Source organism: Xylanibacter rarus, assembly GCF_001275135.1.
GTDB classification, from domain to species: domain Bacteria; phylum Bacteroidota; class Bacteroidia; order Bacteroidales; family Bacteroidaceae; genus Prevotella; species Prevotella rara.
Window position 1 is genome coordinate 98,394 of sequence record NZ_LFQU01000010.1, and the last position, 13,889, is coordinate 112,282.

At 50.6% G+C, this 13,889-nt stretch carries 11 protein-coding genes; 5 read left to right on the plus strand and 6 right to left on the minus strand.

All coding sequences use genetic code 11. The features are described from left to right. The first annotated feature begins 38 nt into the window (after positions 1-38). Both ACU52_RS06840 and ACU52_RS06845 read left to right on the plus strand, forming a co-directional pair. A complete protein-coding gene (locus tag ACU52_RS06840; protein WP_239684891.1) occupies positions 39-2,816 on the plus strand; it encodes a TonB-dependent receptor domain-containing protein in 2,778 nt (925 codons plus the stop codon). A 264-nt stretch (positions 2,817-3,080) separates the two neighbouring features. After that, positions 3,081-3,404: a hypothetical protein gene (locus ACU52_RS06845; protein WP_053398245.1), complete on the plus strand. Its 324-nt coding sequence runs from the start codon at positions 3,081-3,083 to the stop codon at positions 3,402-3,404. Positions 3,405-4,423: 1,019 nt separating this feature from the next. Here ACU52_RS06845 and rseP read toward each other — a convergent pair. The 6 genes from rseP to tsaB form a co-directional block, all read right to left on the minus strand. Then, positions 4,424-5,803 (minus strand): RIP metalloprotease RseP, encoded by a 1,380-nt coding sequence (rseP, locus tag ACU52_RS06850; protein WP_053398246.1) that lies wholly within the window; start codon positions 5,801-5,803, stop codon positions 4,424-4,426. Positions 5,804-5,905: 102 nt separating this feature from the next. Beyond that, positions 5,906-7,063 (minus strand): 1-deoxy-D-xylulose-5-phosphate reductoisomerase, encoded by a 1,158-nt coding sequence (locus ACU52_RS06855; protein WP_053398247.1) that lies wholly within the window; start codon positions 7,061-7,063, stop codon positions 5,906-5,908. 101 nt (positions 7,064-7,164) lie between these two features. Continuing rightward, positions 7,165-7,692 (minus strand): ribosome maturation factor RimM, encoded by a 528-nt coding sequence (gene rimM, locus ACU52_RS06860; protein WP_053398248.1) that lies wholly within the window; start codon positions 7,690-7,692, stop codon positions 7,165-7,167. Between the two features lie 25 nt (positions 7,693-7,717). Continuing rightward, positions 7,718-9,025 (minus strand): UDP-N-acetylglucosamine 1-carboxyvinyltransferase, encoded by a 1,308-nt coding sequence (gene murA, locus ACU52_RS06865; RefSeq protein WP_021854031.1) that lies wholly within the window; start codon positions 9,023-9,025, stop codon positions 7,718-7,720. Between the two features lie 36 nt (positions 9,026-9,061). Beyond that, the gene (locus tag ACU52_RS06870; protein WP_021854030.1) at positions 9,062-9,658 is read right to left on the minus strand and encodes a DUF4290 domain-containing protein; all 597 of its coding nucleotides are present in this window, start codon (positions 9,656-9,658) and stop codon (positions 9,062-9,064) included. Positions 9,659-9,742: 84 nt separating this feature from the next. After that, positions 9,743-10,432: a tRNA (adenosine(37)-N6)-threonylcarbamoyltransferase complex dimerization subunit type 1 TsaB gene (tsaB, locus tag ACU52_RS06875; protein ID WP_053398249.1), complete on the minus strand. Its 690-nt coding sequence runs from the start codon at positions 10,430-10,432 to the stop codon at positions 9,743-9,745. 90 nt (positions 10,433-10,522) lie between these two features. Between tsaB and ACU52_RS06880 the strand changes: the two genes are divergently transcribed. The 3 genes from ACU52_RS06880 (at position 10,523) to nadD (ending at position 13,429) form a co-directional block, all read left to right on the plus strand. Next, a complete protein-coding gene (locus tag ACU52_RS06880) occupies positions 10,523-11,398 on the plus strand; it encodes a YicC/YloC family endoribonuclease (protein ID WP_021854028.1) in 876 nt (291 codons plus the stop codon). A 260-nt stretch (positions 11,399-11,658) separates the two neighbouring features. After that, complete coding sequence (gene gmk / locus ACU52_RS06885; protein ID WP_021854027.1) at positions 11,659-12,228, plus strand: guanylate kinase; 570 nt, start codon at positions 11,659-11,661, stop codon at positions 12,226-12,228. 616 nt (positions 12,229-12,844) lie between these two features. Beyond that, the gene (nadD, locus tag ACU52_RS06890) at positions 12,845-13,429 is read left to right on the plus strand and encodes a nicotinate (nicotinamide) nucleotide adenylyltransferase (protein WP_053398250.1); all 585 of its coding nucleotides are present in this window, start codon (positions 12,845-12,847) and stop codon (positions 13,427-13,429) included. The last annotated feature ends 460 nt before the right edge of the window (positions 13,430-13,889 follow it).

Consider the following 13,889-nt stretch of genomic DNA (forward strand, 5'->3'; position numbering starts at 1 on the left):
AATATCTTTGCAACATAAACCGCTAAAATGATATGAAAATGAACGAGAAAAGAAACCCTGGATTTATAGTCAGACTGCTGATGCTTCTGATGATATGCTGCTCGGCGGCGGCCGGTGCAATGGCACAGACCGTTGTCAGCGGAAAGATTACTGACAAGTCGACGTCCGACCCGCTGCCTGGAGCAACGGTGTCGATAACGCCCAACGACGGCAAAACCCGTCTTGGCGTGTCGGACATGGACGGAAAATACAGAATAGACAATCTTGCGGCAGGACAATACCGCATAAAGGTGAGCTACATGGGCTACAAGACATATGAGAAGAGCGTCAGCTTGGGCAGCAATGACAACAAGGTGATGAACATAAGTCTGACCGAGGACGCCACCATGCTCGAAAACCTTTCGGTAGAGGGAAGGGCAACACGTGCGCAGCAGGCAGGCGACACGCTGTCGTATAACGCGTCGGCATTTAAAGTGTTAGACGGAAGCACCGCCGAAGAGCTGCTGGCAAAGATGCCCGGCATTGTGGTTGAAGGCGGCGAGGTGCAGGCCCAGGGCGAGAGCGTAAGCAAGGTGATGGTGGACGGCAAGGAGTTTTTCGACGGCGACGTAAACCTTGCGCTGAAGAATCTTCCGGCCGACATAATAGCCAGCATAGAGGTGTTCGACAAGAAGAGCGACCAGGCCGAGTTTACCGGATTTGACGACGGAGAGGAGATAAAGACGATAAACATCGTTACAAAGAGCGGCTACAAGGAAGGAGTGTTCGGCAAGGTGTACGGCGGATACGGCACGGACAACCGCTATAACGCCGGCGGAAACATCAACATATTTGACGAGTCGCAGAGGCTGTCAATACTCGGAATGAGCAACAACGTCAACCAGCAGAACTTCTCGCAGGAAGACCTGTCGGGAGTTATGTCGGCGCAAAGCTCAAAGCGCGGGGGCAGGCGCGGCGGAGGCCGACGCGGCAGCACGGACAACTTCATGGTGGGCTCGCTCGGCGGTGTGACCAAGACCAACGGCATAGGCCTGAACTATGTGAACGAATGGAACGACAAGCTGAAGCTTACGTCGAGCTACTTCTTCAACCAGTCGTCTAACGACTATCAGGAGAAACTGCAGCGCGAGTATTTCGAGTCGGCACTGCCGGGCATGTCGTACATGCAGGACAGCGAGTCGGACATGACCAACTGGAACCACCGCGTGAACATGAACCTCGAATATAAGATAGACGCCGACAACACCCTGCAGCTGCGCCCTAAGTTCAGCTATCAGAGCAGCAACACGCTGAGCAGCTATCTGGGCGAAAACCTCCTGTATGGCGAGCAGCAGAGCAGCATAGGCAGCAGCTCGGAGAGCGACGTGAAATCGTACAGCGCCGGACTTAACGCCACCTACCGCCACCGCTTCAACAAGCAGGGACGCACGCTGTCGCTGTCGGTGAACGGACAGATAACCGACAAGCGCAGCGACACCTACACCGACTATAAGGAAAGCAAGACCGAGGACGGCACGACAACGGCCACGGAATATTCGCAGCGCAAGGACAACGACGAGAAACAGACATCGCTGCGCACCAACCTGATGTATACGGAGCCGATAGTGGACAACGTGCAGCTGAGCGCCAACTATAAGTTCTCTTACAGCAACAGCGACGCCGACAAGAAGACGTTTGAGAGCGACGGCATGACCGACCTGGGTGAACAGCTCATTGACCAGATGTCGAGCGTGTATCAGACCGACTATCTTACGCATGCTGCCGGACTGGGCCTGAGATGGAATCTCGACAGATGGCGCTTCACGCTCGGTGCCGACTTCCAGTGGGCTTCGCTCGACGGCGAACAGTCGTATCCAGTTGCCGACAACATATCGCACAACTATTTCTCTGTGCTGCCGTCGGCCATGATACGCTACTCGCTCAACCGCAACAACTCGTTCATGCTGCGCTACCGCAGCAGTTCTACATCGCCCACGCTGCAGCAGCTGCAGTCGGTTGTCGACAACACCAATCCGCTGTTCCTCTCTACCGGAAACCCGCTGCTCGACCAGCAGATTAACCATACGCTCAACCTGAGATATACGCTCACAACAATGTCGGGACAGACCTTCATAGCCATGCTCGGCGCCACGCTGCGCAACGGATATGTGGCAGACAGCACCTTCGTGGCAACAGAAGACATCACACTGCCCGGCGGAATAGAGATGGACAAGGGCGCACAGCTTACACGCCCTGTGAACCTCGACGGATACTACAGTCTGCAGGCAATGCTGACATACGGATTTCCGCTCGACCTGATACGTAGCAACGTCAACCTGAGCCTTGCCGGCAACTATGCCAGCGTGCCGACGATATTCAACGGCGTGAAGAGCAATACGCGCGAACTGACGTTTGTGCCCAAGGTGGTGATAGGCAGCAACATCAGCGACAAGCTCGACTTCACGCTGTCGTATTCAGCCTCGATAAACAAGGCCCTCAGTTCTGTTGCCGACCTGAACACGAGCAACTATGTTACGCACATAGCACAGGCACGCGTGGGCTGGACCTTCTGGGCCGGACTGACTCTGCGCAGCACGCTGACCTATACGGGCTACAGCGGCCTGAGCGCCGATACGGAAGACTATTTCCTATGGAACGCGTCGCTCGGCAAGAAGTTCCTGAAGAACAATGCAGCCGAGATAAGGCTCGACGTGTATGACATACTGGGGCAGAGCCAGTCGTTCAGACAGTCGGTAGGCAGCAACTACTACGACTATCTTACGGCCAACGTGCTGCAGCCCTATGCCATGGTGAGCTTTGTCTATACGATAAGATAGGCCGTCTGAGTCCGCTATGACATCAGCGTATGCCGTCGTAAGAAGACATTAAATTAGGTTTTAGTTGTTTGTAAATCAATGCCGGGCGGCTGTCGGCCTGCCTTTCCTAAGGCGCAGCATGATGCGGCAGGGCGGGGCAGACTGACATACGGCGGCAGAGAAATGCAGACATAAGAAGCAAAACCTATAACGCAATATGGCAAAACTCTTACGGCCAAAGGGCTGTTTGAGATTAAATTAAACATCTAAAAATAACGAGAACTCATGAAGAAACTATTATTACTGATGGCCCTGACGGCCATGTTCGGCATCAGCGCCGACGCACAGAAAAAGGGCGGGCAGAAGCTTACGCCTGAACAGAGAGTGGAGAAACGCATGGAACAGCTCGACAGCAAGCTGAAGCTAAGCGACGAGCAGAAGCAGAACATAAAGTCGCTCTACACCGACTTCTTCAGTCAGGACATAAGCCGCGAGGAGCGCAGGAGCAAGATGGAGGAGCTTAACACGAAGATAAGCAATCTGCTTGACGACAGCCAGAAAAAGACTTTCAGCGAGATGAACAGCCGGAAGGCCGGCAGAAAGCGCTAAGCACGCATGCCTTACAGCCGCCATGCTGAGGCATTATGCCGTGGCGGCCTTGACTTCTGATTATTAAGATGCTTGTATATGAATGTGCCTGACGGGATGGTTTATCGTGTCTTTTTTGTTAATCCCGGTCGGGTACATTCTTTTTCTCGGCCATTTTTATATGTAACAGTTTCGGCGGTTTTGCTTTCACATTGATTTTGCCTGACGCTCTCATACGGAGATATTTGAAAATTAAAATCATTTGGCCGTAAAAACGTGCCGTTTTTGTGTGCAAGCGCAAGTGTCAGATGCATAGCGTGTTACATCGTTATGCGTAGATGTGTGCAAAGATTTTTGTCCTGATTGGGACAAAAAAGCTATTATTTCAATGAAAAAACAGGATTGTTTGAGGTGCAAAAGTGGCCCGGTTTTGAGTAAAAAGTTGTCGGTTAATTTTTCAAAAGCATACCTTTTGCATGTAAATGTAAATATACTTTACCATTGCTACCGGTTTTCCGCTTCTGCTTTTTCTATTTCAGCAGAAAATTCTGACATTTTTGTGATGACACATTGCCGCATGAAAGCAGCAGGCAGCTTACATGCTGTCAGAAGCCGATGCCGTTTGTCGGCTGTGCCTTTCCGGCATTTTATGTGTCCGTGCCGTATGGGCGTAATATATAAAAAAACAAGGATTTGGTTTTATTCTGCCGTTATTTATGGTATATAGTTATGGGCCGAAGCATTCGGCTGTGGCAGATTCATTAAGCATGTCTGTGTGTATGCAAATAAAAAAGAAAAATGCCAAGCGGTTTATTATCAACCACTTGGCATTTTTTCTTGTTTCGTTATATTCAAGGAGTTTTATTTTAATTCGCGTCAGAATAAAGTTAAGATCATGTGCAGAGCGCAGGCGAAGTTCTGCGTCAGCTGATTAATATTCAGGAGTGGAAAGATATGTGCAAAGTGGTTTATAATAATCCACAAGGCATATGGCTTTAACTCCTTTAACTCCTCTGACTCCTTTATCTCCTAATTTATAATTACATATATCCCAGCCATCTGAGAATGTCGTTCAGGTTGGCCACAACCATCAGCAGAATCAGTATGCCGAAGCCTACATATTCAGCCCTTATAAGGAAGTTCTCGCTCGGCTTGCGGCGCGTAATCATCTCGTAAAGCAGGAAGAGCACGTGGCCGCCGTCGAGGGCAGGGATAGGCAGGATGTTCATAAACGCAAGGATGATGCTGAGGAATGCAGTCATGCGCCAGAACATCATCCAGTCCCATGTCGGCGGGAACAGACTGCCGATAGATCCGAAGCCGCCCAGCGACTTGGCACCGTCGGCTGTAAATACATATTTCATGTCGTCTACATATCCGCGGAGCACGCCGATACCGTATTTTATTCCGGCAGGGAAGCTCTCAAAGAAGCCGTATTCTACGGTTTCGGGCTTGTAGTATGTAGCCAGATATGTGCGGCCTACGCCTAACGTAAGGTCAGGGTTGAGCACCATTTTCACCGTGTCGCGCTTCTCGGGCGAGGCCTTATGGCAGAACACCACCGTGGTTGTGCGCACCTTTATGCTGTCTTTTGTGGTCTTGGCCACGCTGAGCATGTCGCCCATTACGGCCATCTGGTCGTCAAACTCGTTCCATGAGTCAATGCTCTTGCCGCCTATCGCCAGCAGCTTGTCGCCCTTCATCATGCCTGCCTTTGCTGCCGGAGAGTTTGGCATCACGCTGTCTATGTCGGCCGGGATGAACGGCTTTACAAACACGGGCTGCTCCTTGAGCATGGTCAGCAGGCTCATGTCTTCGGGCATGGTGAGCTGTATCTCCTTGCCCTGGCGCATCACGGTCACGGTCTGCGCGTTGGCTATGTCGCGGTACATGTCGACGTCAAACTTTGTCAGCGTGTTCTCGTTGGTTCGCAGCAGCACGTCGCCGTCCTTGAAGCCTATCTTCTTGGCAGCATCGTTAAACTTCATACCCATCGTCATCTTGTCCAGACGGTAGTAAGAGTCGCCCCATGTGTAGAGCACCATCGAATAGATAAACAGCGCAAGCAGGAAGTTTACGAGCACTCCGCCCACCATTATCAGCAGTCGCTGCCATGCCGGCTTGGAGCGGAACTCCCACGGCTGCGCCGGCTGCTTCATCTGTTCGGTGTCGAACGACTCGTCTATCATGCCCGAAATCTTGCAGTAGCCGCCGAGCGGAAGCCATCCCACGCCGTATGTCGTGTCGCTTTTCTTGGGCTTAAATTCAAAGAGGTGGAACCATGGGTCGAAGAACAAGTAAAACTTTTCAACCCTTACGCCGAAAAGTTTTGCAAAGAAGAAGTGGCCGCCTTCATGCAGCAGCACGAGAATAGAGATTGCCAGCATAAACTGGAGCAGTCTTATCAAAAATATTTCCATGTCTCTGTTTTCTTAATTTTTCTTTCTGCGGCCGGTTGCCGCCGTCGGATTGTTTTGCTTTTGGATAAAAATATGTTACTTGTTTTATTTATTCTTTCTTTATCAGTGTGCCCCGAGCAGTTCGGTAGCCACGCGCCTTGCCTCGGCGTCGGTGCTTACGTAGGTGTCATAGTCGGGCGCGCTGCTGAAGCTTACGCGGCTCATGGTCTTCTCTATGATGTCGCTCATCTGTGTGAATCCGCACTTGTCCTCAAGGAATCCGCGGTTGACAATCTCGTTGGCTGCGTTGACAATGCACGGCATGTTGCCGCCCTTCTTTATCGCCTCGAAGGCAAGCGCCAGGCAGCGGAACTTGTCTAAGTCGGGCTCGAAGAACTCCAGCGGCTGCTTGAACAGGTCGAGACGGTCTTCGTTGAGGTGAATGCGGTCAGGGTAAGTCAGTGCATACTGTATGGGCAGGCGCATGTCGGGCACTCCGAGCTGTGCCTTCACGGCTCCGTCGGCAAACTGTACGGCGCTGTGCACGATGCTCTGCGGATGGATAAGCACCTGAATCTTGTCGGCCGGAACGCCGAAGAGCCATTTAGCCTCGATAACCTCGAAGCCCTTGTTCATCATCGTGGCGCTGTCTATGGTTATCTTTGCGCCCATGCTCCATGTGGGATGCTTCAGCGCGTCGGCCTTGGTTACGGTGGCAAGCTGTTCCTTGGTGAAGTTGCGGAACGGGCCGCCTGATGCCGTGAGCAATATCTTTTCAATCTCGTTGTCGCCTTCTCCGGCCAGACTTTGGAATATGGCAGAGTGCTCGCTGTCAACGGGTATTATCGGTGCGTGGTATTTCTGCGCCAGCTCGCATATCAGTTCTCCGGCAACAACCAGAGTCTCCTTGTTGGCAAGGCATATCCCCTTGTGTGCCTTGATGGCGTGAATTGTCGGATTAAGTCCGGCAAAGCCCACCATTGCCGTGAGCACCATGTCTATCGGGCCGGCCTCCACTATTTCGTCTATGGCCTGTTTGCCTGCATACACCTTTATGTCGGGCAGGTCGGCGAGCAGGCTTTTCAGTTCTTCATACTTGTCTTCGTTGGCAATCACCACTGCTGCCGGATTGTAGCGGCGTGCCTGTTCGGCCAGTTCTTTCACTCTGTTGTTGGCCGTGAGGCAGTAAGCCTCAAACAGGTCTGGATGCTCGTCAATCACCTGCAGTGCCTGTGTGCCTATCGAGCCTGTTGAACCGAGAATGGCTATCTGTTTCTTCATAAAATCTTAAATTCTCCCAACTTCTAAATTTGTTTCTCTTGTCTTTCGTCGTTCCGTATCGTCTTTGGCGCACTTTGCGACCGTGGGGCCGTGGCGTCTGCTTATTCAAGGTCGAGAAGTCCTTCGGGCAGGTCTACCACAATGATGTGCCTCTCGGTGTCGACGTCAATGATGAAGTCTTCCGATGCCGGTATCATTATTTCCTTGCCGTCAGGTGTCTCTACGTTAAAGAGAGTGTTTACAGTTGAATAGTCAACCGACTTGACCGTGCCTATCAGGCGGTTGTCGTTGTTGGCGTCGAGCAGGCTGAAGTTTTCGGCCTCGTTGAGCGACATGGTGTCCTGGCTTTCTTCTGCCAGCTTGCGGCTGAAGTAGACGTCGCATCCGGTGAGCTCCTGCGCCTGCTCCTTGGTGTCGATGTCGCAAAACTTCACAAGGGCTGTCTCGCCGCTCTTGAACCTGTATTCCTCGAAAAAGAATGGTACGAGTATGCCGTCGATGAGCAGCACGAGATAGTCGGCGTCAACTCTGTCGAACACATCGTCCTCAAACATTAGCGACACCTCGCCCTTCACACCATGGGGCTTGCCTATCTTGCCGATTTTGAAAACTTCCTCTTGTCTTATCATTGCTGTTGTTGTTTCGCTTTTATGCTTAGCTTATGCGCTCAATCTTGGCTCCGAGGTTGTTCAGTCGTGCCTCAATGTCCTCGTAGCCGCGGTCAATCTGCGCAATGTTGTCTATGCGGCTTGTGCCGTTGGCGCTCATGGCTGCAATGAGCAGCGCTATTCCGGCTCGTATGTCGGGGCTTGTCATGCGTCCGGCACGCAGCCTTACGTTATGGTCGTGGCCTACCACCACGGCTCTGTGCGGGTCGCAGAGTATTATCTGTGCGCCCATGTCTATCAGTTTGTCTACAAAGAACAGGCGGCTCTCGAACATCTTTTGGTGGAACAGCACGCTGCCTCTTGCCTGAGTGGCCACAACAAGCAGCACCGATAGCAGGTCGGGCGTGAGTCCGGGCCATGGGGCGTCGGCCAGAGTCATTATCGAGCCGTCAATGAACGAGTCGATTTCGTAGTGGTCCATATGCGGTATGATGAGGTCGTCGTCCTCGGTGTCTATCTTTACGCCGAGGCGGCGGAATGCGTCGGGTATGATGCCGAGGTTGCGCAGCGACACGTTCTTTATGCGTATGCCGTCGCCCACCATGGCTGCCATGCCTATGAACGAGCCCACCTCAATCATGTCGGGCAGTATCTTGTGCTCGGTTCCGTGCAGCGAGTCGACGCCAACTATCGTCAGCAGGTTTGATGCAATGCCGCTGATGCGTGCGCCCATTTGGTTGAGCATGTGGCACAGCTGCTGTATGTAGGGCTCGCATGCCGCGTTGTATATGGTCGTTGTTCCTTTTGCCAGCACGGCTGCCATTATGATGTTTGCCGTACCGGTTACAGATGCCTCGTCGAGCAGCATGTAGCAGCCCTTAAGTTCTTTGCCGTTTATCTCGAATGTGTTTCTTTCGTCGTTGTGCAGAAACTTTGCGCCCAGATATTTGAATCCCAGGAAGTGGGTGTCCAGGCGTCGCCGTCCTATCTTGTCTCCGCCCGGCTTGGTCACTACGGCCTTGCCGAAGCGTGCCAGCAGCGGTCCTATCATCAGTACGCTGCCCCTGAGCGAAGCGCATTTGCGTATAAATTCGTCGCTCTCCAGATAATCGAGGTTGATGTTCTCTGCCTTGAACGAATATTCGTTCCTGCTTATGCGGGTTACATCCACGCCTATGTCTGTGAGCAGCAGAATGAGATTCTTTACGTCAAGAATGTCAGGTATGTTCTTTATTCTTACTTCTTCGGGCGTAAGCAGTGATGCGCATATCACCTCGAGCGCCTCGTTCTTGGCGCCTTGCGGTGTTATGGTTCCGCTGAGCGAATGTCCGCCTTCTATGATGAAAGATTCCATGTTCGGGTCTTGATTTGGTTAACGTTGCTGTTAGCGTTATCTTCTTTTCCTTCTCCTTTCTCCGGGTTCCTTCAGACTTCCCACATTAAACTTGAATGTGTCGAGGTCGAGTTGTATCTTCCCGTTGGTGAAGCGTGCCAGGTCAGAGGCTATTTTCTCGTCGTCGCTCGAGCCGTGGCTCCATTGTATCAGGTTGCGTTTCATCTGGTTGGCCGTCAGCCTCGTAAGCTCGTCGCGCTCGGGTCCGGGCTCCATGTTCATCAGTTGTTCAAACAGCTCGAACACCATTCCGCCGTAGTGCTTTATGGGGTTCTTCTGCTTTGGATATTCCATGGGCTGAGGCTTTGTGGTTATGCTCTTTGCCTCGTTGATGTCTACCGGATAGTCGATGTCGAGCTTGAAGTCGCTCATTATGGCCAGATGGTCCCACAGCTTCTGCTTGTAGTCAATGTTCTCCCTGTTCTGCGGGAACATGCGCTCCATGATGCATATTATGGTCTCTGCGCATTTCTGACGCTCTTCTCTGTCGCTGAGCGTCATGGCGTAGTCTACCATCTTCTGCACCTCGCGTCCGTATTCGGGCAGCGTGAGCTTCTTGCGCTGTGTATTGTAGTCTAATCCATCGATTTCCATTTCTTCTTTGTTTAAATTCCGTTTAAATGTAGTGTGATATGTGTCTCTGTTGTCCTTGCCCCGTGTGCGCTTTCGCGCCGTGGCTTACAGCAGTTTTTTCGGTGTCTTTGCCACGAAGTCTTTCAGATAGAAGGGCACGAAGTAGGCCACGTCTTCAAATTTCTCCTCGGCCATGCGCTTCTCTGCCAGCGGGAACATGTTCTTAGCCAGCGGCTCAATGCCTTTTATCAGCACGGCGTTGGGGTGGTTGATGGCCTCGATGCACTTGCATGCGCCGTTGCCGAAGAAATACACCTTGCCTTTGTCGAGGAATTCCTTATACGTGTCGGCGTCCACCACGTCGGCCTGCACGCCTCTCACCTCTTTGAGCGAGCGGTCGTATATGCCCGAGTAGACTTCCATGCGGCGTGCGTCGAGCATAGGGCAGAGCAGCGCTCCGGGTTCGGGCTCATGTGTGAGCAGTACGGGCACTGTGAGCAGCTCGAGCGTGGGCACGGCTATCAGCTTGATGTCGCGGCCATAGCATATGCCCTTGGCCATCGAAACGCCTATGCGCAGGCCGGTGTATGAGCCGGGGCCGCAGCTAACGGCTACGGCATCGAGCGGAATGGCGTGGCTGTCGGCGAACGAAATGGCTTCGTCAATAAATGTTCCAAGTCTTACTGCATGGTTCGGGCCGCTGTGGTCTTCTTTGCTGAATATGCAGGCGCCGTCCTGGCTTACTGCTACCGAACACACGTTGGTGCTCGTCTCAATATTCAAAATACACGACATAATTAAAAATATCTTCTTAAATAAAGTGCAAAAATACGCTTTTTTCCGAAGAAATATGTACTTTTGCATAAATTTAACTACAAAAGTGTTATGATACAATCTATGACGGGTTATGGCAAGTCGGTCGTAACCTTCAATGAGAAGAAGATTAATGTAGAAATAAAATCTTTAAACAGTAAGGCCTTAGACCTGTCTACGCGCATTGCGCCGCTATACCGTGAGAAGGAAATGGAGATGCGCCAGATGATTTCGAAGGCGCTCGTAAGAGGAAAGGTTGACTTTTCAATCTGGATAGAGAAAGACGCGTCTCTCGACGCCACGCCTATCAACAGCGCGTTGGTGGAGAACTATTATCATCAGATAAAGGACATTGCCGCCAAGACCGGCATGCCTGAGCCGCAAGACTGGTTCAGCATACTTGTGCGCATGCCCGACGTTATGAGCAAGACCGAGGCAGAGGTGCTGACCGACGAGGAGTGGGCTGTTGCCCGCGGCGGTGTCGAGCAGGCTCTGCAGGCGCTTGTGGAGTTCCGCAAGCAGGAGGGTGCCGCCCTTTATAACAAGTTCAGCGAGAAGCTCGACAACATCGGCAGTCTGCTGGCGTCTATTGAGCCATACGAGAAGTCGCGTGTGGAGAAGATACGCAGCCGCATCGTTGAAGGCCTGAAGAGCATACCCGAAATAGAATACGACAAGAACCGCCTTGAGCAGGAACTTATCTATTACATAGAGAAACTCGACATCAACGAAGAGAAACAGCGCCTTGCAAACCATCTTAAATATTTCCGCGAGACCATGAACGACGGCATAGGCCAGGGCAAGAAGCTCGGCTTCATAGCTCAGGAGATGGGACGCGAAATAAACACCACAGGCAGCAAGAGCAACCAGGCCGAGATGCAGAACATCGTGGTGAAGATGAAGGACGAACTGGAACAGATAAAAGAGCAGGTGCTTAATGTACTTTAAATTTTAGGAGTTAAAGTAGTTAGAAGTAGTTATAGTAGTTAAAGTCATTACCATTGCACGTTCTTTTCATAAAGAAAGCTTTTGGGTATGATGCTTAAAAATATAGATAAAGTCAAGAATATATGACTTTAACCTGCAAGCATAAAAGCATATGGCTCTAACTCCTTTAACTACTTCTGACTCTTTTAACTCCCGATGAGAAACGCAAATGACTTTAACTTCTTTAACTACTCTAACTCCTTTAACTACTTTTTAAAACCATGCCCGGAAAACTCATTATCTTCTCTGCTCCTAGCGGAAGCGGAAAGAGCACAATAATCAACTGGCTGATGTCGCACGAAGAGCTGCGCATGGCCTTCAGTATATCATGTACAAGCCGCGCCCCGCGAGGCACAGAGCGCAACGGCGTTGAATATTTCTTCGTTACGCCCGAAGAGTTCAGACGCCGGATAGACAACGATGAGTTCCTCGAGTATGAGGAAGTATATAAAGACCGCTACTACGGCACGCTGAAGCAGCAGGTGGAGGCACAGCTCGAAAAGGGCGAGAACGTTGTCTTTGACGTGGACGTGAAGGGCGGATGCAACATAAAGAACTATTATGGCGACCGTGCCCTCAGCGTGTTCATCCAGCCGCCGTCGATAGAGGAGCTGCGCAACCGTCTGACAGGACGCGGCACCGACGCCCCGGAAGTGATAGAAGACCGCATAGCCCGTGCGTCGTTCGAGCTTACCTTCGCCCCGAAGTTCGACAAGGTGGTTATCAACGACGATCTGGACAAAGCCAAGGCCGAGGCGCTGAAGATAGTTAAAGACTTTCTGCTCGGTTAAGTGAATAACGTCTTACGAAAGTAAAAAACTAAAAGTTAAAAGTGAAAAATCCAAATGCCTTGTGGTGATACAAACTCCTATCTTTGTTTCGAAACAGCAAAGCTAATGTTCTGTCGGATATGCTATCCGACAGCATTGAATATCAGGATTTTTAATCCGATACTCATACCTTTTAATCAAAAAATAGGAAGTAATCGGATTGAAAATCCTGATACTCAATTCCGGCAGATTATAAATCAGCCGGCACAATAGTCTTGCTGTTACATACCATAGTTTTGAAAACCTAAAGGTTGATGTTTGACAATAGGCTACAAGAAGCAACAATGCTATTGTTCTGTCGGATATGCTATCCGACAGCATTAAGTATCAGGATCTGTGATCCGAAATTCATACCTATTAATCAAAAAAATAGGAAGCAAGCGGATTGAAAATCCTGATACTATATTCCGGCAGATTGAAAATCAGCCGGCACATTAGTCTTGCTGTTACATACCATAGTTTTGAAAACCTAAAGGTTGATGTTTGACAATAAGCCACAAAGCATTTGACTTTTTTTCGCTATGCTCAAGGAATTTCTCCTTAACTTCATAACTCCTTTAACTCCTAAAGAATAAAAATGATCTCCACCGGCATCTTCGGGGGCTCTTTCAACCCCATACACAACGGACATGTAGAGCTGGCGCGCCAACTTTTGGCGAGCGCAGGGCTCGATGAAATATGGTTTGTCGTGTCGCCGCAGAACCCGTTTAAGCGTGCTGCCGATTTGCTTGACGACGAACAGCGGCTAAAGATGGTAGAACTTGCGCTCGAAGGCGAGCCGCGCATGCATGCCTCCGACTATGAGTTTCGCATGCCCCGTCCGTCGTATATGTGGCACACCCTTCAGTCGATGAGCCGCGACTATCCCGACCGCCGGTTCGTCCTGCTCATAGGTGCCGACAACTGGGAGCGCTTCAGCGAGTGGTATGCCTGGCGCGACATCCTCAGCCATTATCGCATTGTGATATATCCCCGCGGCGGTTCTGCCGTAGACGCAGCGTCGCTGCCCGAAGGAGTCAGCCTCGTAGCCACCCGTCTGATAGACATCAGCAGCACACAGGTAAGGCAGCTCATTGCCGCCGGTCGTCCGATAAGCGACCTTGTGCCCGACAACGTGGCCCGATATATCAGCGATAACGGCCTGTATGCCAAGAAAGTCTGAACCAAACACAACATCCCGTCACCTTTTTATAGTACTTTTTGTCTTACCATTCCGGTATAGCCAAAATGTTAAAACATTATGTCGGAAAGGTAAAAAGTCAGGACAAAATTTTTTCTCAATCTAGAAAATCAATATGTAACGTATGTTAAAGATAATGGCGCTTGCTGTCCAATTCTTTAACATGCGTTTGCTTTTGTGCCCGTTTTTAGCCTTAGAATCCCCCTTTTTTCGTTCACAAATGCCTGCTTTTAATGTCGTAAACGTATGCTTTTGTGATGCTAAACCTATCGTTTACGGGTGAAAAGTGGCCGAGTAATGTTTTTTAACTATTGCCTATTTGCTTCGTAATCTTACTAAAAGGCAATATATCAACACTTTACCGGAAATGTCAATTTTGTGCAATTTTTCGCACCAAACCACGGTTTCGTGATGAGCATGGCAATTCTGGAGAGGTTAAAAG